Below are 23,074 nucleotides of genomic sequence, written 5' to 3' on the forward strand. Positions count from 1 at the left end.
TTGTGCACCGCTCTAGTGCATTCGGCTGGAGCGTGACACGTCCCCTCTTACTCCATTCAGAGCCGCGCAATAATGAGCCTGTTTTCCGCTGTCGAATTGGCACCCCGCGACCCCATCCTGGGCCTCAACGAAGCATTCAACGCCGACACCCGTACCAACAAGGTCAACCTGGGCGTAGGCGTGTACTGCAATGAAGAGGGGCGTATTCCACTCCTGCGCGCCGTGGTCGAAGCCGAGACGATTCGCGTGGCCCAGCACGTTTCCCGTGGCTACCTGCCGATCGACGGTATTGCCGCTTATGACCAGGCGGTGCAGACCTTGCTGTTCGGCAAGGACTCGCCCCTGATCGCCTCCGGTCGCGTCATCACCACCCAGGCTGTGGGTGGCACCGGCGCGCTGAAGATCGGGGCCGACTTCCTCAAGCAACTGCTGCCCGACGCCGTCGTGGCCATCAGCGACCCAAGCTGGGAAAACCACCGCGCCCTGTTCGAGACCGCCGGTTTCCCGGTGCAGAACTACCGCTACTATGACGCCGCCACCCACGACGTGAACCGCTCGGGCCTGCTGGAAGACCTCAACGCCCTGCCCGACCGTTCGATCATTGTGCTGCACGCTTGCTGCCACAACCCGACCGGCGTGGACTTGAGCCCCGAAGACTGGAAAAACGTGCTGGCCGTGGTCAAGGCCAAGAATCACGTTCCGTTCCTGGACATGGCGTACCAGGGCTTCGGCGACGGTATCGACGAAGACGCGGCGGCCGTGCGCCTGTTCGCCGAATCGGGCCTGACCTTCTTCGCGTCCAGCTCGTTCTCCAAGTCGTTCTCCCTGTACGGCGAACGTGTTGGCGCACTGTCGATCGTCAGCGAATCGAAAGAAGAAAGTGCCCGGGTGCTGTCCCAGGTCAAGCGCGTGATCCGCACCAACTACTCCAACCCGCCGACCCACGGTGCCAGCATCGTGGCCGCCGTCCTCAACAGCCCCGAGCTGCGTGCCCAGTGGGAAGCGGAACTGGCTGAAATGCGCCTGCGGATCCGCGGCATGCGCAATCAGATGGTGGACATGCTGGCCAAGGCAGCGCCGCACCGCGACTTCAGCTTCGTCGCACGCCAGCGCGGTATGTTCTCCTACTCCGGCCTGACCGTTGAACAAGTGGCGCGCCTGCGCAACGAGTTCGGTATCTACGCCCTGGACACCGGTCGCATCTGCGTGGCCGCGTTGAACCAGAACAACATCGATGCGGTGACCAAGGCGATCATGCAGGTCATATGAGGCCCGCGAAATAACGGGAAAGTAAGATTTTGTGGGGGCGGGCTTGCTCGCTCACACAAGGTCCTCTGTTTCCTCGGCGTCTAGGCTGTGTGAAGCAGTAACAAGTGACCGAGCGAGCACCCACCTCCCTTCGAGCGCCCGATTCACCACCCAAAGCTTGACTTCTCTTTTCCAATCAGTAACATACGCGTCATTCCGCGATAGCTCAGTTGGTAGAGCAAGTGACTGTTAATCACTGGGTCCCTGGTTCGAGTCCAGGTCGTGGAGCCAGACAGCAAGACAAGAAGCCCCTGAATCGAAAGGTTCAGGGGCTTTTTTGTGGGCGGCTTTTGCCCTGTACAGGGGCAAAGCTTGAGCCAGGCGTCGCATTCAGCCTGGGGGATGGCCGAATAAGCCTCCCCGAGGTCGCTGCCAGAACAATAATCCGGCGCCAAAAAGGCATTATGGTCTGAATCCTGCTTTCTTTTTCTCAAACCCAAGCTGTCACGCGAGTGTCATGGCGCTGCCGCAAGCTGGCGCTGTCCGTCAACAACAGCTTCATAACAACAAGGACGAAGGTATGCCCACACAAAATCCCCACCGCATCGTCGGCCTGTGCACCTCCAGCAAGGTGTATAACGTGTTGACCGAGCTCAAGCACCTGGAAGGCCATCGCAGCGCCAAGTTTCTTTCGTTGCTGACGGAGAACCTGGTCCGCAAGGGCGTACTCAATGAGCGGGAAGTGGTGCATATGCTCGATCTGGTGGTCGACTGAGCGGCGTCGATTCCTACTATCGAGACTGTTGATTTTTCGTCCCGCCGCCTGAACCGTAAGGTAGCTCCATCGATTGATGGAGGTGCCCAATGTCCAAGGTTCGAATCATGTCTGTCATCGGCAGTGCCGTCCCCGCCCCGCTCAGGGAACGCGGTCTGCTGGCCTGCTGGTATCTGGTGCAGGATGGCGTGACCATCAGCGGCCCGCTGACTTCATTGCCCGCCGCCCAGGCCCTGTCCCAACGTATCGGCCCCTATGTGCTGACCGCCTAAGAAAGCCTTGATACGGGTTCATGTCGCGCTGAAAACTGCCTCGCAATGCTCATGCACTCCAGTACACGGCGCTTGTTCGGCTGTTTTCGCCTTGCCTGACCTTGGTTTCAAGACTTTTCGTACAGAGCCTAAGGCAGCTTCACCTTGGGCTGGCTTTCCACGAACAGCGCCCAGCACGAGATGAACAGCGCGGCGATCAAGGGGCCGATCACGAACCCGTTGAGCCCGAACACCGCCAGGCCGCCCAGGGTCGACACCAGCACCAGGTAATCAGGCATCTTGGTGTCCTTGCCCACCAGGATCGGACGCAGGAAGTTATCCACCAGCCCGATCACGAACACGCCGAACAGCGTCAGCACCACACCTTGCCAGATCGCCCCCGACAGCAGGAAATACACCGCCACCGGCGCCCACACCAGCCCCGCGCCAACGGCAGGCAACAGGGACAGGAACGCCATCAGCACCGCCCATGGCAACACCGTCGGGATGCCCAGGATCCAGAAAATCAGCCCACCCAGCGCCCCTTGGGTGATCGCCACCAGCAGGTTGCCCTTGACGGTCGCCCGCACCACCCGGTTGAACTTCAATTGCAGCCGACGCTTCTGGTATTCGGCCAGCGGTACGGCGGCGCGCACCTTGCGCGCCAGTTCCGCGCCATCGCGCAGGAAGAAGAACAGCAGATAGAGCATCACGAAGAAGCTGACCAGGAACTGGAAAGTCCCCTGGCCGAAGCTGAAGGCCTGGGTGGCGAAGAACTCGCTGCCCTGCATGGCGCTCTTGACGATTCTGTCGCGCAACCCGTTCAGGTTACCCAGGCCGAAACGGTCGAACAGGTTCTGGAAATACGGCGGCAAGGCTTCCTTGAACCGGGCCAGGTAATCGGCAACGTCCAGCTCGCCGCTCTCCAGGCTCTTGTAGAGGGCCGTGCCCTCCTGCACCAGCAGCATGCTGATGACGATCACCGGCAGGATCGCGATCAGCACGCAGATACTGAGGGTGAACAGCGAGGTGACGTTGCGCTGCCAGCCGAACTTCAGCTGCACGCGACGCTGCATCGGCGCAAAGACAATGGCCAGGATCACCGCCCAGAAGACCGCTCCGTAGAAGGGTAACAGGATCCAGATGAACGCGACGGTGACCAGCACCAACAGCGACATCTGGGCTTTGTTCTGCAGCATCTTTCGATTCATCAGCTTTCCATGTCCAGAGGCGGGATAAACGTTAGTCAGCCCGGACTCGCCGGAGTGCCGTCGCGTTTGCCCACCCCCGCATTGACCTGCATCAATACTGCTCGACCGGACGCGGATTACCCTCGCCGCTTTTTGCGATCCGACGCCACCATGCCCCTCGTAGCCCCCGAACTGCTCGCCCCCGCCGGCACCCTGAAAAACATGCGCTATGCCTTCGCCTACGGAGCCGATGCGGTGTACGCCGGCCAGCCGCGCTACAGCCTGCGGGTGCGCAACAATGAATTCGATCACGCCAACCTGGCCCTGGGCATCGGCGAGGCCCAGGCCATGGGCAAGCGGTTTTACGTGGTGGTCAACATCGCCCCGCACAACGCCAAGCTGCGCACCTTCCTCAAGGATCTGGAACCTGTGATCGCCATGGCGCCGGATGCGCTGATCATGTCCGACCCGGGACTGATCATGCTGGTTCGCCGGCATTTCCCAGAGATGCCCATCCACCTGTCGGTCCAGGCCAACACGGTGAACTGGGCAAGCGTGGAGTTCTGGCAGCAACAGGGCTTGAGCCGGATCATCCTGTCCCGGGAGCTGTCCCTGGAGGAAATCGCCGAGATTCGCCAGCAGGTCCCGGCCATGGAGCTGGAAGTGTTCGTCCATGGCGCGCTGTGCATGGCCTATTCCGGGCGCTGCCTGCTGTCGGGATACCTGAACCGGCGCGACGCCAACCAGGGCAGTTGCACCAATGCCTGTCGCTGGAAGTATTCGGCGCAACCGGCCATGGAAAACGTGACCGGCGAAATCGTGCAGAGCTACCAGCCCGAACCCACGCTCGGCCTGGGCGCCCCCACGGACCAGGTATTCCTGCTCCAGGAGGCCAATCGCCCGGACGAGTCCATGCCCGCCTTCGAGGACGAGCACGGCACCTACATCATGAACGCCAAGGACCTGCGTGCGGTCCAGCACGTGGAGCGGCTCACCCGCATGGGGGTGCACTCGCTGAAGATCGAAGGCCGGACCAAGTCCCACTTCTATTGCGCCCGTGCCACCCAGGTCTACCGCCGGGCGATCGACGACGCCGTGGCCGGCCGGGAATTCGACCGCAGCCTGATGACCGACCTCGAATCACTGGCCCAGCGCGGCTACACCGAAGGCTTTCTGCGGCGGCATGTGCACGATGAATATCAGAACTACCAGAACGGCAGCTCGGTGTCGGAGCGCCAGCAGTTCGTCGGCGAACTGACCGGCGAGCGTCGCGAGCGCCTGGCGGAAGTAAGGGTCAAGAACCGCTTCGGCCTGGGCGATCACATGGAATTGATGACGCCCAAGGGCAACTTCCACTTCGACCTGCATCAGTTGCAGAACGCCAAGGGCCAGAGCATCGACGTCGCCCCGGGGGATGGACATGTGGTGTACGTGCCGATCCCGGACGCGGTGGATCTGCGGTTCGGGTTGTTGATGCGGGATGTGCAGGCACCCTAGCGGTTACAGTTGCCCCTGTGGGAGCGAGCTTGCTCGCGATGGCGACTGCCCAGGCAACACTTCGATGACCGATCCGCCTCTGTCGCGAGCAAGCTCGCACCCACAGGGGTCCTGCCCGGCCTTTGGTCGCGGCAGAAACTGCCGAAGGCTGCGATCCTCCACTTTCGATAGGGCCCGGTAGCCCAGGCGAAACAACTGGATCGAGAGCGAAAGATCGCAGCCTTCGGCAGCTCCTGCTGCTGCGGGATCAGATGCGGAACTGCCCCACCAGCTTGCCCAGGCGCTGGCCCAGGTCGTTGAGGCTGCGGGAAGTCTGGGCGCCCCGCTGGGTTTCGTCGGCGACGCTGTCCACCGCCACGGCGATCTGATGCACGCTGCGGTTGATTTCCTCGGCCACGGCGGTCTGTTCTTCGGCGGCGCTGGCGATCTGGGCGTTCATCGAGTTGATGGTGCCGATCAACTGCGCCATGGCATCCAGGGAGGCGCCCGCCTCGTTGGCCTGCACCGAAGTGCCGTCACCGGCCTCGCTGGAACGACGCATCGCTTCCACCGCCGCATGGGTACCCGATTGCAGGCGGTCGATCATGCCCTGGATCTCCTGGGTACTCTGCTGGGTCCGGCTGGCCAGGGCCCGCACTTCATCGGCCACCACGGCAAAACCTCGCCCCGCTTCCCCCGCCCGCGCGGCCTCGATGGCGGCGTTGAGGGCCAGCAGGTTGGTCTGCTCGGCGATCGAGCGGATCACCCCCAGTACGCTGACGATGGAGGCCACGTCCTGCTGCAGGCTGTCCAGGGACAGGCCACTGCTGCGAATGTCGCTCACCAGGGCATGGATCTGCTGGATGCTGCCGGCGACCACGCGCTTGGCGGACTGGCCCTCTTCATCGGTCTGCTGGGCCGCGACGGCGGCCCCCTGGGCGCTGCGAGCCACTTCCTGGGCGGCCGAAGACATCTGGTTGATCGCCGTGGCGACCTGGTCGGTTTCGTGGCGCTGGCGTTCCATGGCCTGTTCGGAACGCTGGGCCTGCTCGGACACCTGGGTCACCAGGCCGGTCAGTTGCGAGGTCATGTCGGTGATCTGGCGCACCAGGCCATGGATCTTGTCGACGAAGCGGTTGAACGAACCGGCCAGTTGGCCCAGCTCGTCCTGGCTGGTGATGGGCAGGCGCCGGGTCAGGTCGCCCTCGCCGGCCGCGATGTCGTCGAGGTTGTCCTTCATCAGGTGCAGCGGCCGCAGGATGGTATTGGCCAGCAGCAACCCCACCATGGCGATCACCAGCAACACGACGGCGGCGATGCCGACGATGCTCAATATCACGCCCTGTACACGATCGTGGACCTTGGCTTCCACCAGCGCCACCTGGCCTTCGATGCCGTCCAGGTTGACCGAGCTGCCGACCGCCATGTCCCACTTGGGCAGGTATTCGGTGTAGCCGAGCTTGGGTACCAGTTCGTTGCTGTTGGGCAGCGGCGAGCTGTATTCGAGGTAATGCGTCCCGTCCTTGGCCACTTTCACCAGGTCACGGTTGACGTAGACACCGTTCGGGTCACGGTTGTCCTTGAAGCTCTTGCCCACGCCATCGGGGCTGTTGGCCTTGAACAGGCGCACGGTTTCGGAGTCGTAGCCGAAGAAATAGCCGTCCTTGCCGTAGCTGACGTTCGACAGCAGCTTGATCGCCTGGGCCCGCGCGGCGTTATCACCGGGCGCGGCGGCATCGTACAGCGGCTTGATGGCGGTCAGGCCCACCGCCACGTAATTCTGCAGCGTGGCCTTGGCCTCGGCGAGCAGGCGTTCACGGGTCTGTCGGACCTCGTTGGCGGCCTGTTCCTTCAGGATGAATGCCGTGGTCAGGCTGATGATCACAGCGGACAGCAATACCGGGAGTATTGCCAGGGACAGGACTTTAGCCTTCAGGCTCAGGCGCATGCTGTTCACTCTTGTAGGTGTTATTGGCGTGGTTAGCTGTATTAACGGCATCGCACGGCAAAACTGTAGGACAAGGTGAGCAGGGGCTCAGGGAAGGGTTGATCTGGGCAGCCCCTTCGCGAGCAGGCTCGCTCCCACATTGGAGTGCAATTCCCTGTGGGAGCGAGCCTGCTTGCGATTGAGGCGACTCGGTCTCGAGGCTACAGCACCATCGCCGCCACCCAACCAAACGCCAGCAGCGGCAGGTTGTAGTGGATGAAGGTCGGCACCACGGTGTCCCATATGTGGTGGTGCTGGCCGTCGATGTTCAGGCCGGAGGTCGGGCCCAGGGTCGAGTCCGAGGCAGGCGAGCCGGCGTCGCCCAGGGCGCCGGCCGTGCCGACGATGCAGACGATGGCCAGGGGGCTGAAGCCCAGCTGCAGGCACAGCGGCACGAAAATCGTCGTCAGGATCGGCACCGTGGAGAACGACGAGCCGATGCCCATGGTGACCAGCAAGCCCACCAGCAACATCATCAGCGCACCGACGCCCTTGTTGTGGTCGATCCACGCCGCCGACGTCTCCACCAGGCTCTGGACTTCACCGGTGGCCTTCATCACCTCGGCAAAACCCGAGGCGGCGATCATGATGAAGCCGATCATCGCCATCATCTTCATGCCTTCGGTGAACAAGTCGTCGGTTTCGCGCCAGCGCACCACCCCCGAGATGGAGAAAATCAGGAAGCCGACCAGGGCACCGATGATCATCGAGTCCAGCAGCAGCTGGATGGCGAACGCCGCAGCCACTGCCAACCCGGCCACCGCCAGGCTCAACGGGTTGTAGCGCACCGCCACTTGTTCGGCCCTGGCGATCTTCTTCAGGTCGTAGACGCGTTTCCTGCGATAGGTGAAGAACGACAGCACCAGGCCGAAGACCATGCCCAGCGCCGGGATACCCATGGCGTGCGTGACGTTGATGCCACTGACATCCACGCCGCTGCGGGCGATGTTGGCCAGCAGGATTTCATTGAGGAAGATGTTGCCGAAGCCCACCGGCAGGAACATGTAGGGGGTGATCAGGCCGAAGGTCATGACGCAGGCGATCAGCCGACGATCCAGCTGGAGCTTGGTCAGCACATAGAGCAGCGGCGGCACCAGCAGCGGGATGAAGGCGATGTGGATCGGCAGGATGTTCTGGGAAGCGACCGCGACCGTCCCCAGCAAACCGATCAGCACCCATTTCACACCGGAGCCACCAGCGGCGTCCTGGCGGTCCACCATGGCCAGGGCCTTGTCGGCCAAGGCATGGGCCATGCCGGACTTGGCAATCGCTACCGCGAACGCTCCAAGCAAGGCGTAGGACAATGCCACTGTCGCCCCGCCGCCAAGGCCTGCGTTGAACGCCTTGAGCGTGGCCTCGATACCCAGGCCGCCGGTCAGGCCACCCACCAATGCGCCGATAATCAGCGCGATCACCACATGCACGCGGGACAGGCTGAGCACCAGCATGACGCCAACCGCGGCAATTACTGCATTTATCATCGTTACCTCAAAGCACAGCGATGGAAGGCCACCGGACAAAAAGGCCGCGACTTTGCAGGAAGCGGCGGCAAGCTGCAAGGGCCGTGGGGCAGGTTTTCAAATCTCGCGATATTGACTAGCGCCAAGCGCCCCCCCTTGTGGGAGCGGGCTTGCTCGCGATGGCGTCAGTTCGGACGCATGGATAGCTGCCGAGCGATTGCTATCGCGGGCAAGCCCGCTCCCACAGGCTGGGCGGCGTCATGCGATAGAGCTCAGCGCTTGGGCAGTTCGATCACGACCTTCAGCCCGCCCCACTCGCTGTCATGCAGTGCCAGCGTACCGCTCCAGGTGTCGACGATGTCGCGCACGATACCGAGCCCGAGGCCATGGCCGTCGGTCTGTTCGTCCAGGCGCGTGCCCCGGCTGAACACCTGGTCACGCCGGTCCTCGGGAATCCCCGGGCCATCGTCCTCCACCGCCAGGCTGAATGTCCCGGCGGTTTCGGTGACGGTCAGGCGCACTTCGGCGTCGGCCCATTTGCAGGCGTTGTCCAGCAGGTTGCCCAGCAGTTCCAGCAGGTCTTCGCGGTCCCAGGGCAAGTGCAGCCCGGGCGGTGCGACGTACGCCAGGTGCAGGTGCTCGCCATGGATCATGTTCAGGGTCGCCAGCAGCCCGGGCAGCTCAGCGTCACAGTCCAGGTGCGCGCCGGGCAACGCATCGCCGGACAGCCGGGCACGGTTGAGCTCGCGATTGAGGCGCTGCCGCACCTGTTCCAGCTGTTCGAGCAACAGCTTGCGCAGCTCCGGATAGGGATCGAGCTTTTCGTTGGAGGCCAGGCTTTGCAGCACCGCCAGCGGGGTCTTCAAGGCATGGCCCAGGTTGCCCAGGGCATTGCGCGAACGCTTGAGGCTGTCCTCGGTATGGGCCAGCAGGTGGTTGATCTGCGCCACCAACGGCTCCAGCTCCCGGGGCACTTGTTCATCGAGCTGCGAGCGCTGCCCGCGCTGTAGCTGGGCGATCTGTTCCCGGGCCGCCTCCAATGGACGCAAGGCCCGGCGCACTGTGATCCGTTGCAGAAACAGGATCAGCAGCAGGCCGGCCAGGCCGAGGCCGAGGCCAACCTGTTGCATGCGCAGGAAACTGTCGCGCACTGGCGTGTAGTCCTGGGCCACGCTGATGGAGATCGCCTGGCCCAGGCGCCGGTAGTCGGTACGCAGCACCAGCAGCTTCTGCCCTTCGGGCCCCAGTTTCAGGTTGCTGTGCAGGCCCGGATGCTCGAGCCGGGGCAATTCCTGGTCCCAAAGGGAGCGGGAGCGCCAATGCACATCGGCAAAATCGATGCGGAAATAGTGCCCGGAAAACGGGCGCAGATAGGCCGGCGACAAGCGGCGCTCATCCAGCTGCAACCCCTGGGGGCCGCGCACCAGGGCCACCAGCAGGCTCTCGCTGTCGTTGCGCAGCCCGGCTTCCAGGTAACGCTGCAAACCCAGCTCGAACAACCACAGGCTGGTCTGCGCCAGGACCAGGCCGACCACCACCATCACACCGATCAGGCCCAGGCTCAGGCGCCGCTGGATGGACCTCACTGCCCGGCGCTCATTGCGCCTGTCCGCCGAACAGATAGCCCTGCCCACGACGGGTCTCGATCACGCTGCGTCCCAGCTTGCGCCGCAGGTGATTGACGTGAACCTCCAGCACATTGGAATCGCGCTCGGTTTCGCCGTCATACAGGTGCTCGGAGAGATGGCTCTTGGAGAGGATCTGTTCAGGGTGAAGCATGAAATAGCGCAACAGGCGAAATTCGGCAGCCGTGAGCTGGATGTCCGTACCGTCGCGGACCACGCATTGACGCCCTTCGTCCAGATGCAGCCCGGCGGCCTGGAGCGTCGGTTGGTTGACCTGGCCATGGGAGCGACGCAGCAGCGCCTGGATCCGCAGGTGCAGCTCTTCGGGATGAAACGGCTTGGTGAGGTAGTCGTCCGCGCCGGCCTTGAGACCTTCGATGCGCTCGGCCCAGGAACCACGGGCCGTGAGAATCAGCACCGGGGTGCTCAGGCCGCCGGCACGCCACTGGGCCAGCACCTCGAGCCCCGGCACCCCGGGCAGGCCGAGGTCGAGGATGATCAGGTCATAGGGCTCGGTACTGCCCTGGTACACCGCATCGCGCCCATCGGCGAGCCAGTCGACGGCATAACCCTGTCGTGCAAGCCCGGCCATCAACTCGTCGGCCAGGGGAACGTGATCTTCCACCAGAAGCAGGCGCATCAATCTTCCTTATCTTTGAGTAAACGGCCGGTCTTGGCCTCCAGGTCCAGCTCGCGCACGACGCCGTCGGTATCCAGCAGCTCGACCTCGTAAATATAGACCCCGTGCTTTTCCTCCAGCTCGGCTTCCAGCAACTTGGCGCCGGGATGCCGGTCCAGCGCCTGTTGCAGCAGATGCTCAAGGGGCAGTATCACGCCCTGCTGGCGTAATTGCAGGGCTTCGTCCTGGTCCAGGTCGCGAGCCATGACCACCGAACAAAACGTCAGCAGCGCCAGCAGCCAGGGACTGCGGGCGCGTAGATTAAGCTTCATTACGTATCCTGATGATTCTTGAGCACCTTGCCGGTCACAGCATCCAATTCAAGGTCCCAGTCGATGCCCTTGGCATCGCGCAGGTCCACCTGGAAGATGTACTTGCCGTACTCTTCCTCCAGCTCGACATCCGTCAGCGTGGCACCAGGGTGCTGGGCCAGGGCTGCGGCCTTGAGTTTTTCAAAGGACTGAATGGTACCAGCGTCCTGCAGTTTTTGGGCTTCGCCGGCATCAAGGTCTCGAGCCTGGGCCAGGCCGGCGCCGAGGGCCATGGACATCGCGATGAAAAAGGCAGTCAGGCGGTTCATGGTTTGTCTCCTTTTTATAATCGTCACGCAACGACTCTATCGGGAAGAACTTAACTGAAACTGAATTGCCATCATTGAACCCACATCAACGTCTGTGAACGCTTGCAGGGACGGGCTTGCTGGCAGAGCCGTGCGAACCTGAATCGGCGCGGGATGGGCCGGCGCCATCGCCAGCGGGCTCGCGTCCACGGGTTGTTGTGTCGTTATAATCATCCACCTGTACGCATTCGAGGCCGGTATGACCGCCATCCACATCAAGATCCCAGCGCTCACCCTCAAGGCCGGCCCTCGTGCTTTCGCGCGCATTCGCGAGGCGGGCCTCAGCGCCCGCGACGTTGGCATCCTGCCCGGCGCCGCCGGGGGGCCCAAGGCCCTGGGGATCCAGGGGCTGGACCTGGCGCTGTTCGGTGAATGGCTGCCCGCCGCGCCCCGGGAACGCTCGCTGATCGGCGCGTCGGTAGGCTCCTGGCGCTTCGCCAGTGCCTGCCTGCCGGATGCCGCCGAAGGGATCCGGCGCCTGGGCACCTTGTACAACGAACAGAGCTTTGCCAAAGGCGTGACCATGGCCGGGGTCAGCCAGAGTTCGCAGCGCATGCTCGACGACCTGCTCGAAGGCCGCGATGCGGCGATCCTCGACAACCCGCATTACCGACTCAACATCATGGTGGTCAAAAGCCATGGTTTGCTCGCGCAGGATCATCGTGGGCGGCTGGGCCTGGGCCTGTCGTCGGTGATCGCTGACAACCTGCGCGGCCGCGCACGGCTGTCACGGCACTTCGAACGGCTGATCGTCCACGATCCGCGCCTGGCGCCGCCGTTGCATCCTCTGAACGACTTTCCATCGCGCTTCGTCCCGCTGGAGGTGGCCAACCTGCGCCAGGCCTTGCTGGCATCGGGCTCCATTCCCATGGTGATGGAAGGCGTGCGCGACCTGCCGGGTGCCGGTGCCGGTACCTACCGCGACGGCGGCCTGCTGGACTATCACCTCGACCTGCCCTACAGCGGCGATGACATCGTGCTGTATCCACATTTTACCGACCGGGTCATTCCCGGCTGGTTCGACAAGAGCCTGCCGTGGCGCCGGGGCAATGCCGAACGCCTGCAGGACGTGCTGCTACTGGCGCCGTCCCGTGAGTACCTGGCTCGCCTGCCCTTCGGCAAACTGCCGGATCGTAACGACTTCAAGCGTTTCATGGGCGATGACCCAAGCCGCCGCAAATACTGGCGCACCGCAATGGACGAAAGCCGACGGCTGGGCGACGAGTTCCTGGAACTGACGGCCAATGGGGGGTTGGGCGAGCGATTGCTGACCCTTTAGTCAGCACGGTTGCGCAACGCCGGAGCCAAACTGATAAACTCCGCCGCCTGCCTCGCGACCGCTACCCTATAGAGCCCGAACCCCGTGGAAATCTTCAAAGAGTTTACCTTCGAATCCGCCCACCGCCTGCCCCACGTGCCGCAAGGCCACAAGTGCGGCCGCCTTCATGGCCATTCGTTCAAAGTGGCGATCCATCTGGACGGCGATATCGACCCGTACACCGGCTGGATTCGTGACTTCTCCGAGATCAAGGCGATCTTCAAGCCGCTGTACGAGCGTCTGGACCACAACTACCTCAACGACATTCCCGGCCTGGAAAACCCCACCAGCGAAGTCCTGGCCAAGTGGATCTGGAGTGAATTGAAGCCGTTGCTGCCCGAGCTCAGTGCCATTCGCATCCATGAGACATGCACCAGCGGCTGCATCTATCGCGGCGAATAACCAAATCCCTTGTGGCGGGGTTCATCCCCCGCTGGGCCGCGCAGCAGTCCTGAAACCGCCATTCGGTGTGTCAGGCGGATCGAGTCCATTGCTTTGGGTCTGCTGCGCAGCCCAGCGGGGATAACTGCCTTCGCCACAGGTCCCTGTTTGCCTGACATCAGCTTTTTTGTGTCTATGCTCTTTGGCTCGAACATGCCAAGAGGACACGATTATGACCCACTGGCCGCTGGATCAGACATACACCTTCAACGGACATCCCATCCGCTACGCCATCCACGGCGATGGCCCTCCCTTGGTATTTGTCCACGGCACGCCGTTCTCTTCCTACGTGTGGCACCGCATCGCCCCGCTGTTTTTCGCCACCCACCGGGTGCACTACTTCGACCTGCTGGGTTATGGCCAATCCGCACAACCCGATGCCGACGTGTCCCTGGGCGTGCAAAACCTGTTGCTCGCACAATTGCTGGAACACTGGGGCCTGGACTGCCCGGACGTGGTGGCCCATGACTTCGGCGGCGCCACCGCCCTGCGCACCCATCTGCTCGACGGCAGGGACTACCGCAGCCTGACCCTGATCGACCCCGTGGCCCTGTCGCCCTGGGGCTCCGCCTTCGTACAGCACGTGCGCCAACATGAAGCCGCCTTCAGCGGCCTGCCCGACTACATTCAACGCGCCATCGTGCCGACGTACATTCGTGGTGCGATCAAACGGGACATCCCGGACGAGGAACTGGCGCCCTACGTAAAGCCATGGCTGGGCGAGACAGGCCAGGCGGCGTTCTACCGGCAGATCGCGCAGATGGACGAACGCTATACCCGTGAGGCGCAAGACCTGTACCCGAGCGTGCGCTGCCCGACCCAGATCCTCTGGGGCGAGGATGACCAGTGGATTCCCATCGAACGCGGCCAGGCCCTCCAACGGATGATCCCCGGGGCACAATTGCATCCCGTTCCGAACGCCGGGCACCTGGTCCAGGAAGACGCACCGCAAGCCATCGTGGCGGCGATGTTGCGGTTTTTGCCACTGTCCTCCCCGACCTGAAAGACACCGCATTCTCCTGTGGGAGCGAGCTTGCTCGCGATGGCGGCATGGCAGTCACTTTGATGCTATCTGACACAAGGCTATCGCGAGCAAGCTCGCTCCCACAGGGCTCGTCGCTAATGGGATCCGTGTTCCAACTTGAATCACTCGCGCACCGCTTTCGCCCCCCCTGCGCCCCCCAATTCCCAGGATTGTCTATAAATAACCTCGCGATCACGCGCTTGGCACGGCCGCTGCACGCTCGCGGTCTTTCCTCTTTTGCAAGGTCCGCCACATGACTCAGAACGATCCGGGCAACGATTACCCTTTGAGCGAAGTGCCGATGCATGCCCGCAAGGGCCTGGCCTCCACGGCCATGGTGTTGCTGGGCTTCACCTTTTTCACCGCGACGATGTTCGCCGGCGGCAAGCTGGGGGTGGCCTTCGGTTTTGTCGAAATGCTCACGGTGATCGTGATCGGCAACCTGCTGCTGGGCCTGTATGCCGCAGGCCTGGGCTACATCGCCTTCAAGAGCGGGCTCAACTCGGTGCTGATGGGCCGCTTCTGTTTCGGTGAGGTCGGCAGCAAGCTCAGCGACCTGATCCTGGGTTTCACCCAGATCGGCTGGTACGCCTGGGGCACGGCCACCGCGGCCGTGGTGCTGGGCAAGTATTTCGAGCTGGACCAGGGCAGCGTGCTGGGGCTGATGGTGCTGTTCGGCCTGGGGTTCTGCGCCACCGCCTACATCGGCTATCGCGGGCTGGAGATCCTTTCCTATATCGCCGTACCGGCCATGCTGTTGCTGCTGATGCTGTCGATGTGGGTGGCGACGACGAAAATCGGCGGTTTCGAGGGTTTGCTGGCCGTGGTTCCCACAGGCAGCCTCGATTGGTCCACCGCCATCACGCTGGTGTTCGGCACCTTCGTCAGCGGCGCGACCCAGGCCACCAACTGGACGCGCTTCTCCCGCTCGGCGAAGGTTGCGGTGCTGGCCAGCCTGATCGGCTTTTTCCTCGGCAATGGGCTGATGGTGCTGATCGGTGCCTACGGCGCCATCGTCTATCAGCAACCGGACGTGGTCGAGGTGTTGCTGCTGCAGGGCTTCGCCATGGCGGCGATGGCGATGCTGCTGCTCAACATCTGGAGCACCCAGGACAACACCATCTACAACTTCGCCGTGGCCGGCTGCAACCTGCTGCGAACCCGTCGACGCAAGGCCGTTACCCTGGGCGGGGCGCTGGTCGGTACACTGCTGGCCCTGCTGGGCATGTACGACCTGCTGGTGCCCTACCTGATCCTTCTGGGCACGGTCATCCCGCCGATCGGCGGCGTGATCATGGCCGACTTCTTCTTTCGCTGGCGCGGCCGTTATCCACGCCTGGCCGAAGCACGGTTGCCAGCCTTCAACTGGCCCGGCTTGCTGGCCTATGGGCTGGGTACTGTCGCCGCATTCAATTCGCCATGGGTCGCGCCACTGGTAGGAATCGCCACCGGCGCGCTAACGTATGTGGTATTGACTGGCGTCATGGGTACCCGCACCGCTGTTGCGCCACTCCAAGACCTATAACAAGGACTCGCCGATGCACATCATCAACGCCCGCCTGCGCAACCGTGAAGGCTTGCATGAGCTGCACCTGGAAAACGGCCTGATCGCCAATATCGCCCGCCAGACCGAGGCCCCCAGCCTTGGCCCGGAAGACCTCGATGCCGGAGGCAACCTGGTGGTGCCGCCTTTCGTCGAGCCGCACATCCACCTGGACGCTACCCTCACGGCCGGCGAACCGCGCTGGAACATGAGCGGTACGCTGTTCGAAGGCATCGAATGCTGGGGCGAGCGCAAGGCCACCATCACCCAGGAAGACACCAGGACCCGCGCCAAGAAGACCCTCCAGGCCCTCGCTGCCCACGGCATCCAGCATGTGCGTACCCACGTCGACGTGACCGACCCTGAACTGACGGCCCTCAAGGCCATGCTGCAGGTGCGCGAGGAAAGCCGTCACTTGGTGGACATGCAGATCGTCGCGTTTCCCCAGGAAGGCATCGAGTCCTACCGCAATGGCCGCGAACTGATGGAAGAAGCGATTCGCATGGGCGCCGATGTGGTGGGCGGTATCCCGCATTTCGAGTACACCCGCGACCAGGGCGTCAGCTCGGTGAAGTTCCTGATGGACCTGGCTGAACGCACCGGTTGCCTGGTGGATGTGCATTGCGACGAGACCGACGACCCGCACTCACGCTTTTTGGAGGTGCTTGCCGAAGAAGCCCGCAGCCGCGACATGGGCAGTCGGGTGACAGCCAGCCACACCACGGCCATGGGCTCCTACGACAACGCCTACTGCGCCAAGCTGTTCCGCCTGCTGGGCCATTCGGGCATCAGTTTCGTGTCCTGCCCCACCGAAAGCATCCACCTGCAAGGGCGCTTCGATACCTTCCCCAAACGCCGCGGCGTCACCCGTGTCAACGAATTGCTCGAAGCCGGGATGAACGTGTGCTTCGGCCAGGATTCCATCGTCGACCCGTGGTATCCCCTGGGCAACGGCAACATCCTGCGGGTACTGGAAGCCGGCCTGCATATCTGCCATATGCTCGGCTACCGCAACCTGCAAAGCGCCCTGGACCTGGTCACCGACAACAGTGCCAAGGCCATGGCCCTGGGCGAGCGCTACGGCCTGGAGCCCGGCCGCCCGGCGAACCTGCTGATCCTGTCGGCGGACAGCGACTACGAAGTGATCCGCAGCCAGGGCTTGCCGCTCTACTCGATTCGCCATGGCGAAGTGCTGATGAAGCGGCAGATGCCGGTGGTGGAGTTTGCTCCCGTGTTGGATTGAACCTGCCCCTGCTGGGAGACGAGCCTGATCATGATGGCGTCATCGGTGGCGCCTGACGGGTCCTCGGCATTACCGGGAACACAGGGATTCACGGGATGGCCTTGGCAGTGCCGAACAGCCTAACTCGCACCAACGCCTCATCCTGTTGTTCCAATAAGATCGGCGCTGTGCCACCGGGCATGACAACCCTCACCGGTCCCGCCGCGACCCAGCCCACTCGCCACGCAGCGCTGGCCACGGCGCTGGCGCTGGTGCCCGAGGAAGCCGTGGGGCCTTCGCCGCGCTCGAAGACGCGAGCGACGATTAGTCCCGGGGCCTGGAGCCACGCCCATTGCAGATTCACCCCTGCCGGACAAGGAGAACCCGACCCTGCGGGCGCGGCAAAGGCGATGCGGGTCAGGCCCTGCGCCAAGGCCGGGGCGCGCATCTGTGGGTTGTCCGGCAGGGCGTCGACCCTGTCCACCAACGTCACGCAGTGAGGATTGCCGATGTTCACGAACTGGTTGTGGCCCCATGCCGGGTTCAAGGCGTGCAACGCCGTTACCCGACTGACATCGTGCTGCTGGAAGGTCACGCGCTCCACGTTCCGGGCACCGACGGCTTGCGGCCCGAACGACGGCCGCCCCAGGTCCAACCAGAAACCCTGTGCGCCCTCGAACATGGCGGCCCGCACCGATGTGCGCAACGGCGACACGCCATGGGGATTGTCGTGATGGACCTGCAGCAGGCAATCGCCATCGTCCTTTATCAACCCGCGTTCTTTCAGGGCCTGGGAAAAGATCGTCAGGCCATTGCCACTGCGCTCGGCCAGGGTGCCATCGGTGTTGACGATCAGCAGATCGAAGGGCGGCTCGCTCTGGAATGGCCCGATCAGCAAGCCGTCGCAGCGATGGGCCTTGGCCCCCGGCGGGGCTTCGCCCGGCGCCCAACTGCAGAAGGCATGGATGGCGGCTGAAGTCCAACCTTCCCTCGCCCTTGCCGCCTGTCCGGCCGACGAGGGCAGGTCTATGCCCTGGGCACGGACCTGTTGCGGTGAAACCACACCATAAACATTGCCGCGTGCATCATAAAACTGCGTCATGGACCAACCCGGTATTCGCCAGCGAGAGGCAGTACTTTATGCCGAGCGCCCCTGCAGGAGCAAAATCGTCAACGCATGACGGTGGGATCAAAGCTTGCTCGCGATGCAGACAACGCGGTCGGCACCTTGGAGTCGCAGCACGGTCAGTGAATATGCAAGCATAGGGCCCTGCCCGCACCACCGCATCGCCAGACCAAGGACGTTTCATGACTGCCATCACCCCACCGCCAACCTTTATCCCCGGACGCCTGGAACAGATGTCCACCCGCATTGCCTATCTGATCGCCGGTGTCGGCATCGCGGCCTGGGCGCCGCTGGTGCCTTATGCCAAGGTCCGGGCCAATCTCGATGAAGGCACCCTCGGGTTGCTGCTGTTGTGCCTGGGGGTGGGGTCGATCCTGGCGATGCCGATTTCCGGTGCGCTGGCGGCGCGGTTCGGCTGCCGTCGGGTGCTCAGCGGCGGCACGATACTGATCTGTCTGGCGCTGCCGTTGCTGGCGACGATGACGACGCTACCCTGGCTGGTGGCCGCGCTGTTCGTGTTCGGTGCCGGGCTTGGCACCGTGGATTCGACGGTCAACCTGCAAGCGGTGATCGTCGAGCGAGCCAGTGGCAAGACCATGATGTCGGGCTTCCACGGCATGTTCAGCCTGGGGGGCATCATTGGTGCGGCCGGGGTCAGTGCCTTGCTCGGCATGGGGCTCTCGCCCCTGGGGGCGACACTGGTGGTCAACGCCTTGCTGTTGGTGGCGCTGTTCAAGGCGGCGCCGCATCTACTGCCCTACGGCAGTGAGAGTTCGGGACCGGCGTTTGCCATTCCCCATGGCGTGGTGTTGTTCATCGGCATCCTCTGTTTCATCGTATTTCTGGCCGAGGGCGCGGTGCTGGACTGGAGTGCGGTGTTCCTGACCACCGAGCGCGGGGTGGAAACCGCCTACGCCGGGCTGGGTTATGCCGCGTTCGCGCTGACGATGACCGTCGGCCGGTTGACGGGCGATTCAGTGGTGCGTCGCCTGGGCGCCCGGCGCGTGATCATCTACGGCGGCGCGACCGCCGCGGCCGGGTTCCTGCTGGCGACCCTGGCACCAATGTGGCAGGCGGCGTTGCTGGGATATGGATTGGTGGGGGCCGGTTGTTCGAACATCGTGCCGGTGCTGTACACCGCCGTCGGCAAACAGACACTGATGCCTGAAGCGATTGCCGTACCGGCCATCACCACCATCGGCTACGCCGGCATCCTTGCCGGCCCGGCGCTGATCGGGTTCGTGGCCCATGGCAGCAGCCTGAGCATTGCGTTCGGGCTGATTGCGCTGTCACTGGTGGCGGTGGCGGCCAGTGGGAAAGTGCTCAAAGTCTGAGCCCTGCGCAAGGCGTTCTCATCAGAACCCCACGCTGGCCTGCACGAAGAACGTCCGCGGCGCCCCCACGTAGATCCCCGAGTTGTTGTCGCTCGAACGGGTGTAGTACTGGTGGTCGAAGAGGTTCTTCACCCCGGCGCCGAGTTTCAGGTTCGACAGCTGCTCGCCAAAGTCATAGCCGGCCCGCACGTTCCACAGCACGTAGCCAGGCATGTCGCCAAACTGCCCGTCGGCGGTGCCGTCGGTGATGTAGTTGTCGCTGAAACTGCCGTCGGGGTTCACGTTGTTTCCGGGCGAGCGTTGCTTGGACTGGGCAAACGCATCGAGGTTGTACGTCCAGCGATTGACGTCGTAGCGCAAGCCCACGTTTGCCACCTGGCGCGAGTAGAACGGCAGGTCACGCCCCTTGAAGCTCGGGATCTGGCCTTCATAGGTCGCCCGGGTGTAGGTGAAACCGGCGTTGGCGCTCAAGCCCTCGAGACGCGGGTCCAGGGCGGCCAGGTCGTAGCGCACCGAAGCTTCCAGGCCCTGGTGCTTGGTGGCGCCCATGTTGGTCCAGCCCACATCGTTGCTGATGTATTGCAGCTCATCGTCGAAGTCGATGTAGAACAGCGTCACTTCCCCGCCCCACACCTCATCGTTGTAGCGCGTACCGATCTCGTAGGTCTTGGCCTTTTCCGGGCTCAGGCCATTGGCCGTGTCGTTGCCCACGCCGCCCTGGCCGAGCTGGAAATACTGCAGGCTGCCGAAGGACGTCTCGTAGTTGGCGAACAGCTTCCACGCATCGGACAGGTGATACATCACGCTCAGGGCCGGCAGCGGCTCGTTGCTGTCGATGCTGCGGCGCTTTTCCTGCACGGGACGGCCGGCGTTGTCGAGCACCGGGCGGTCGTGCCATTCGGTGCTGATGCTTTCGAAGCGGATACCCGGGGTGATGGTCCATTTGCCGATATCGATCTTGTCATCGACGTAGACCGCATGGGCCTCGGTGCCTCCGGTACGGTCCTGATAGACATGGCCATCGGCCCCCGGACGCACCACTGGCTGGTTATCACGCAACGCCAGGCGACTGGCCTCTTCGTGCATGCCCTCCTTGAGGTAGCGATACCCCACGCTGGCCTCCTGGGTCGTGGGGCCCAGGTCGAACACATGGGACACCCGCGGCTCGATGCCAAAGGTGTAATAGGTGCGCGGGTAAGACACCAGGTTGCGTTGATCCCGAGAGGCGATGGTGCTGCCACGGTAGCTGTCGGAGTAATAGGTCAGCACCTCGGCCTGGGTGCGTTCGCTGATTTCCCGGATCCACTTGAAGGAAACGTCCTTGCGCCGGCCGGCGAAAGTGTCCCAGTCGCGGTCGGACTGGTACGGGTCGGCGTCATATTGCGCCTGGTTCAGGCCGCCCGGCATATCGGCCTTGGCGTCGTAGTAATGGAAATTCAGGGAAAAATCGTCCACCTCGGTAGGCGCCCAGTGGGTCTTGAGGATCACGTCGTCGATGTCGTTGCCATTATTGCTGCGGCGATAGCCGTTGCCGTTCACGCTGGAATACAGGAGCGCGGCGCCCATGCCATTGTCGGCCGTACCGCCGAGGAATGCCGTGTCGATATGTTTCCAGCCGCCGCGCTGGGAAGTTTCCAGCGTGGTGCCGATTTCACCGGTGGCCTTTTCCGGAATCGCCCGGGTCACGAAGTTGATGACCCCACCGACGTTCTGCGGCCCGTAGCGCACGGAGCCAGCGCCGCGTACCACATCGATGCTGTCCAGGTTGCCCGAGGAAATCGGCGCCATGGACAATTGCGGCTGACCGTAAGGCGCGAACGCTGCCGGGACGCCGTCGATCAACACCGTGGAGCGCGGCGACAGGCGCGAGGTCAGGCCTCGTACACCGACGTTGAGGGAAATATCGCTGCCGCCGGTGCCATTGGCGTCCTGCACTTGCACACCGGGCACACGCCGCAGGACATCGCCGACGTTCATGGCGCCCTGCTCTTGCATCGCTTCGCGGCGGATCACCGTGCGTGCGCCAGGATGGTTCTGCACTACTTCGGCATTGGCATCGCCGAGCCAGTCGCCCACCACCTGGATGTCCGTGGCGCCCAGCTCCAGCGGGCCACCGTTGGTGGCCGAAGGCGCCGGCAGCACCGTCACCGAACCGTCATTGAGCTGGTACTGCAGGCCGCTGCCCTGCAGCAGCTGGCGCAGGGCCGCTTCCGGGGACAGGTTGCCTTCCACCGCCGGCGCCTGCTTGCCAGCCACCAGCTCGGGGCTGAAGAACACCTGCAACGAGGTCTGCTGGGCCAGCTGGCTCAAGGCCTGGCCCAGCGGCTGGGCCTGGATATGGATGCTACTGGCCGCCTGATCGGCAAGAACCTGGGGAACCGCGGCGTTGACGGCCAACGTCAAGGCCAGTGGCAACCAGCGGGGTTGGCGGCGTTTGTTGTTTTTAGCAAAAGTTTTCACGTCGAACCTTGTCCTGTCGAATCGCAAGAATACGCGTCTGTTAATACAAACCAGTTGCAGTTGGACAAGTAGACGAAGAACTCGAAAAAAACCTGAATCCAGGCTCTGTTTGAAAAATCTTGGGCAGGTAGGCAAGGCGAAAACCGGCGAGGAACGGCCAGGGTCGCGCTCGACTTTACTGGAGTAAATGAGCATGGCGATCGGACTCGCGCACGAGCCGGTTTTCAACGCGGCATGAACGAGTATCAAGGCTTTTCAGGCAGAACCTGGCGCGCAACTATTTCCTGGCTACCGTCGTCCAGGGTTCGCACGGCCACCGGCAGGATGTCCGGCAGGGCCTTGAGCAACGCCTCGGGATTGTCGGAACGGAACACGCTGGTCAAGCGCAGGTTGCCCACCGCCGCGCTGCCCACCCGCAAGGGTTTGGCGCGATAACGGGAAACCTCTTCGGCCACCTCGTTCAACGAGGCGTTGTTGAACACCAGCTTGCCATTGCGCCAGGCGGTGAGCGCATCGGCATTGATCGCATAGGGCGTGGCCACCTTGCCCTGGGCGTCGATCTGGGTACCCAGGCCGGCCGTCAGGCTGACAAAGCTGGCCTGGGACAGATCGCGCCCCTGGACCTTGACGCTGCCCTGCTCTACCGCGACCCGGGTCTTGTCGACATCACGGCGCACGTCGAAGCGTGTTCCGGTCACTGTCACCTGGCCGTTGCCCGCTTCGACGGTAAAAGGCCGGCCGACGTCATGCTCGACACGAAACAACGCTTGCCCTTCGATCAACTCCACCCGGCGCTGATGATGCACGAACTGGATACGTACTCGGCTGCGACTATTGAGATCGATCAGCGAGCCGTCCGGTAGCGCGATGTGCCGGCGTTCGCCAAGGGCAGTGGCAAACTCTGCGCTGTAGTCGGTGGTAGAACCCAGGCCGCTGAACAGCCCCAGCCCGATCGTCACCGCCAGTAGTCCGGCGGCCACGGCATAGCGCAGCAACGGCCGGCGCGCGGGACGTTTGGCCGGGGGCTCGCACAAGGCCTGCAGGCGCTCGCGGGGCAGCAGGTCCGTGGCGCTCCAGATGCCTTGCAGCAACTGGATTTCATCTCGGTGGTTGGGGTGTTCGTCCAGCCAGGCATCGAAGCGCCGACGCTCCTCCACCCCCATGACCGGCGCTTGCAGGCGCACGAACCATTGCGCCGCTTCGTCGCGAACCCGGTTCTGCCCACACGGGCAATCACGGCTATCCATCATGGAAGGTCCTCGGGTTCAGGTGAGCGGGTTGCAGTGCAAGACGACG

The 23,074-nt window shown here is 63.3% G+C and carries 20 protein-coding genes, 1 tRNA gene and 1 pseudogene; 11 read left to right on the top strand and 11 right to left on the bottom strand.

Translation table 11 applies throughout. The features are described from left to right. The first annotated feature begins 72 nt into the window (after nucleotides 1-72). From BT179_RS08310 to BT179_RS08325, 4 genes are all read left to right on the top strand, one after another. Entirely contained in the window at nucleotides 73-1,269 is a 1,197-nt protein-coding gene (locus BT179_RS08310; RefSeq protein WP_072430690.1) for an amino acid aminotransferase, read from the top strand. Nucleotides 1,270-1,463: 194 nt separating this feature from the next. Continuing rightward, nucleotides 1,464-1,539 (top strand) — tRNA-Asn (locus tag BT179_RS08315). Nucleotides 1,540-1,828: 289 nt separating this feature from the next. Then, complete coding sequence (locus tag BT179_RS08320; RefSeq protein WP_072393063.1) at nucleotides 1,829-2,023, top strand: hypothetical protein; 195 nt, start codon at nucleotides 1,829-1,831, stop codon at nucleotides 2,021-2,023. An 89-nt stretch (nucleotides 2,024-2,112) separates the two neighbouring features. Next, entirely contained in the window at nucleotides 2,113-2,295 is a 183-nt protein-coding gene (locus BT179_RS08325) for a hypothetical protein (RefSeq protein ID WP_072392214.1), read from the top strand. Between the two features lie 128 nt (nucleotides 2,296-2,423). On the opposite strand, the gene BT179_RS08330 is transcribed toward BT179_RS08325, so the two are convergent. Next, the gene (locus tag BT179_RS08330) at nucleotides 2,424-3,485 is read right to left on the bottom strand and encodes an AI-2E family transporter (protein WP_072392211.1); all 1,062 of its coding nucleotides are present in this window, start codon (nucleotides 3,483-3,485) and stop codon (nucleotides 2,424-2,426) included. A 150-nt stretch (nucleotides 3,486-3,635) separates the two neighbouring features. On the opposite strand from BT179_RS08330, the gene yegQ reads away from it, so the two are divergent. Beyond that, nucleotides 3,636-4,961: a prephenate-dependent tRNA uridine(34) hydroxylase TrhP gene (gene yegQ / locus BT179_RS08335; protein WP_072430691.1), complete on the top strand. Its 1,326-nt coding sequence runs from the start codon at nucleotides 3,636-3,638 to the stop codon at nucleotides 4,959-4,961. Nucleotides 4,962-5,208: 247 nt separating this feature from the next. On the opposite strand, the gene BT179_RS27180 is transcribed toward yegQ, so the two are convergent. The 7 genes and pseudogenes from BT179_RS27180 to BT179_RS08365 form a co-directional block, all read right to left on the bottom strand. After that, nucleotides 5,209-6,030 carry a methyl-accepting chemotaxis protein gene (locus BT179_RS27180; protein WP_371264382.1) on the bottom strand — a complete coding sequence of 274 codons (822 nt, stop codon included), beginning with the start codon at nucleotides 6,028-6,030 and terminating at the stop codon, nucleotides 5,209-5,211. An 84-nt stretch (nucleotides 6,031-6,114) separates the two neighbouring features. Then, nucleotides 6,115-6,939 (bottom strand): annotated as a pseudogene (locus tag BT179_RS27185) (cache domain-containing protein); the annotation flags it as partial. Nucleotides 6,940-7,088: 149 nt separating this feature from the next. Continuing rightward, nucleotides 7,089-8,405, bottom strand: coding sequence for a Na+/H+ antiporter family protein (locus tag BT179_RS08345; protein ID WP_165887874.1), 1,317 nt, complete (start codon nucleotides 8,403-8,405; stop codon nucleotides 7,089-7,091). A 254-nt stretch (nucleotides 8,406-8,659) separates the two neighbouring features. Then, on the bottom strand, nucleotides 8,660-9,973 hold the full coding sequence (locus tag BT179_RS08350) for an ATP-binding protein (protein WP_072392199.1): 1,314 nt from the start codon (nucleotides 9,971-9,973) through the stop codon (nucleotides 8,660-8,662). A 10-nt stretch (nucleotides 9,974-9,983) separates the two neighbouring features. After that, nucleotides 9,984-10,652: a response regulator transcription factor gene (locus BT179_RS08355; protein ID WP_072392196.1), complete on the bottom strand. Its 669-nt coding sequence runs from the start codon at nucleotides 10,650-10,652 to the stop codon at nucleotides 9,984-9,986. Beyond that, complete coding sequence (locus tag BT179_RS08360) at nucleotides 10,652-10,963, bottom strand: PepSY domain-containing protein (RefSeq protein WP_072392191.1); 312 nt, start codon at nucleotides 10,961-10,963, stop codon at nucleotides 10,652-10,654. The genes BT179_RS08355 and BT179_RS08360 overlap by 1 nt, the downstream gene beginning before the upstream one ends. Then, nucleotides 10,963-11,271 (bottom strand): PepSY domain-containing protein, encoded by a 309-nt coding sequence (locus BT179_RS08365; protein WP_072392188.1) that lies wholly within the window; start codon nucleotides 11,269-11,271, stop codon nucleotides 10,963-10,965. Before BT179_RS08365 ends, BT179_RS08360 begins: the two co-directional genes overlap by 1 nt. Before the next feature lie 238 nt (nucleotides 11,272-11,509). Here BT179_RS08365 and BT179_RS08370 point away from each other — a divergent pair, with 238 nt between their 5' ends. The 5 genes from BT179_RS08370 (at nucleotide 11,510) to codA (ending at nucleotide 16,879) form a co-directional block, all read left to right on the top strand. After that, nucleotides 11,510-12,589 carry a hypothetical protein gene (locus tag BT179_RS08370; protein WP_072392184.1) on the top strand — a complete coding sequence of 360 codons (1,080 nt, stop codon included), beginning with the start codon at nucleotides 11,510-11,512 and terminating at the stop codon, nucleotides 12,587-12,589. An 84-nt stretch (nucleotides 12,590-12,673) separates the two neighbouring features. After that, on the top strand, nucleotides 12,674-13,030 hold the full coding sequence (gene queD / locus BT179_RS08375; protein ID WP_072392180.1) for a 6-carboxytetrahydropterin synthase QueD: 357 nt from the start codon (nucleotides 12,674-12,676) through the stop codon (nucleotides 13,028-13,030). A gap of 211 nt (nucleotides 13,031-13,241) precedes the next feature. Beyond that, nucleotides 13,242-14,072, top strand: a complete 831-nt coding sequence (locus tag BT179_RS08380) for an alpha/beta fold hydrolase (protein WP_072430694.1) — start codon at nucleotides 13,242-13,244, stop codon at nucleotides 14,070-14,072. A 274-nt stretch (nucleotides 14,073-14,346) separates the two neighbouring features. Next, nucleotides 14,347-15,618 (top strand): cytosine permease, encoded by a 1,272-nt coding sequence (gene codB, locus BT179_RS08385; protein ID WP_072392174.1) that lies wholly within the window; start codon nucleotides 14,347-14,349, stop codon nucleotides 15,616-15,618. A gap of 13 nt (nucleotides 15,619-15,631) precedes the next feature. Continuing rightward, complete coding sequence (codA, locus tag BT179_RS08390; protein WP_072392171.1) at nucleotides 15,632-16,879, top strand: cytosine deaminase; 1,248 nt, start codon at nucleotides 15,632-15,634, stop codon at nucleotides 16,877-16,879. An 88-nt stretch (nucleotides 16,880-16,967) separates the two neighbouring features. On the opposite strand, the gene BT179_RS08395 is transcribed toward codA, so the two are convergent. Then, complete coding sequence (locus BT179_RS08395; RefSeq protein ID WP_072430695.1) at nucleotides 16,968-17,960, bottom strand: diaminopimelate epimerase; 993 nt, start codon at nucleotides 17,958-17,960, stop codon at nucleotides 16,968-16,970. A gap of 206 nt (nucleotides 17,961-18,166) precedes the next feature. Between BT179_RS08395 and BT179_RS08400 the strand changes: the two genes are divergently transcribed. Further along, the gene (locus BT179_RS08400) at nucleotides 18,167-19,318 is read left to right on the top strand and encodes an MFS transporter (protein ID WP_072392165.1); all 1,152 of its coding nucleotides are present in this window, start codon (nucleotides 18,167-18,169) and stop codon (nucleotides 19,316-19,318) included. A 21-nt stretch (nucleotides 19,319-19,339) separates the two neighbouring features. On the opposite strand, the gene BT179_RS08405 is transcribed toward BT179_RS08400, so the two are convergent. Together BT179_RS08405 and BT179_RS08410 are read right to left on the bottom strand one after the other, a co-directional pair. Next, nucleotides 19,340-21,778, bottom strand: coding sequence for a TonB-dependent siderophore receptor (locus BT179_RS08405; protein ID WP_072392161.1), 2,439 nt, complete (start codon nucleotides 21,776-21,778; stop codon nucleotides 19,340-19,342). A gap of 245 nt (nucleotides 21,779-22,023) precedes the next feature. After that, the gene (locus BT179_RS08410; protein WP_072430696.1) at nucleotides 22,024-23,028 is read right to left on the bottom strand and encodes a FecR family protein; all 1,005 of its coding nucleotides are present in this window, start codon (nucleotides 23,026-23,028) and stop codon (nucleotides 22,024-22,026) included. Between the last annotated feature and the right edge of the window lie 46 nt (nucleotides 23,029-23,074).

Source organism: Pseudomonas sp. NFACC43 (assembly GCF_900119645.1).
Classification (GTDB): domain Bacteria; phylum Pseudomonadota; class Gammaproteobacteria; order Pseudomonadales; family Pseudomonadaceae; genus Aquipseudomonas.

Excerpts from the sequence above, each read along its gene's own strand:
- BT179_RS08410 (WP_072430696.1), bottom strand. The coding sequence starts at position 23,028 with ATGATGGATAGCCGTGATTGCCCGTGTGGGCAGAACCGGGTTCGCGAC.
- BT179_RS08320 (WP_072393063.1), top strand. The coding sequence starts at position 1,829 with ATGCCCACACAAAATCCCCACCGCATCGTCGGCCTGTGCACCTCCAGC.
- BT179_RS08395 (WP_072430695.1), bottom strand. The coding sequence starts at position 17,960 with ATGACGCAGTTTTATGATGCACGCGGCAATGTTTATGGTGTGGTTTCA.
- BT179_RS08330 (WP_072392211.1), bottom strand. The coding sequence starts at position 3,485 with ATGAATCGAAAGATGCTGCAGAACAAAGCCCAGATGTCGCTGTTGGTG.
- BT179_RS08325 (WP_072392214.1), top strand. The coding sequence starts at position 2,113 with ATGTCCAAGGTTCGAATCATGTCTGTCATCGGCAGTGCCGTCCCCGCC.
- BT179_RS08310 (WP_072430690.1), top strand. The coding sequence starts at position 73 with ATGAGCCTGTTTTCCGCTGTCGAATTGGCACCCCGCGACCCCATCCTG.
- yegQ (WP_072430691.1), top strand. The coding sequence starts at position 3,636 with ATGCCCCTCGTAGCCCCCGAACTGCTCGCCCCCGCCGGCACCCTGAAA.
- BT179_RS08370 (WP_072392184.1), top strand. The coding sequence starts at position 11,510 with ATGACCGCCATCCACATCAAGATCCCAGCGCTCACCCTCAAGGCCGGC.
- BT179_RS08360 (WP_072392191.1), bottom strand. The coding sequence starts at position 10,963 with ATGAAGCTTAATCTACGCGCCCGCAGTCCCTGGCTGCTGGCGCTGCTG.
- BT179_RS08380 (WP_072430694.1), top strand. The coding sequence starts at position 13,242 with ATGACCCACTGGCCGCTGGATCAGACATACACCTTCAACGGACATCCC.
- codA (WP_072392171.1), top strand. The coding sequence starts at position 15,632 with ATGCACATCATCAACGCCCGCCTGCGCAACCGTGAAGGCTTGCATGAG.
- BT179_RS27180 (WP_371264382.1), bottom strand. The coding sequence starts at position 6,030 with ATGACCTCGCAACTGACCGGCCTGGTGACCCAGGTGTCCGAGCAGGCC.
- codB (WP_072392174.1), top strand. The coding sequence starts at position 14,347 with ATGACTCAGAACGATCCGGGCAACGATTACCCTTTGAGCGAAGTGCCG.
- BT179_RS08355 (WP_072392196.1), bottom strand. The coding sequence starts at position 10,652 with ATGCGCCTGCTTCTGGTGGAAGATCACGTTCCCCTGGCCGACGAGTTG.
- BT179_RS08365 (WP_072392188.1), bottom strand. The coding sequence starts at position 11,271 with ATGAACCGCCTGACTGCCTTTTTCATCGCGATGTCCATGGCCCTCGGC.
- BT179_RS08400 (WP_072392165.1), top strand. The coding sequence starts at position 18,167 with ATGACTGCCATCACCCCACCGCCAACCTTTATCCCCGGACGCCTGGAA.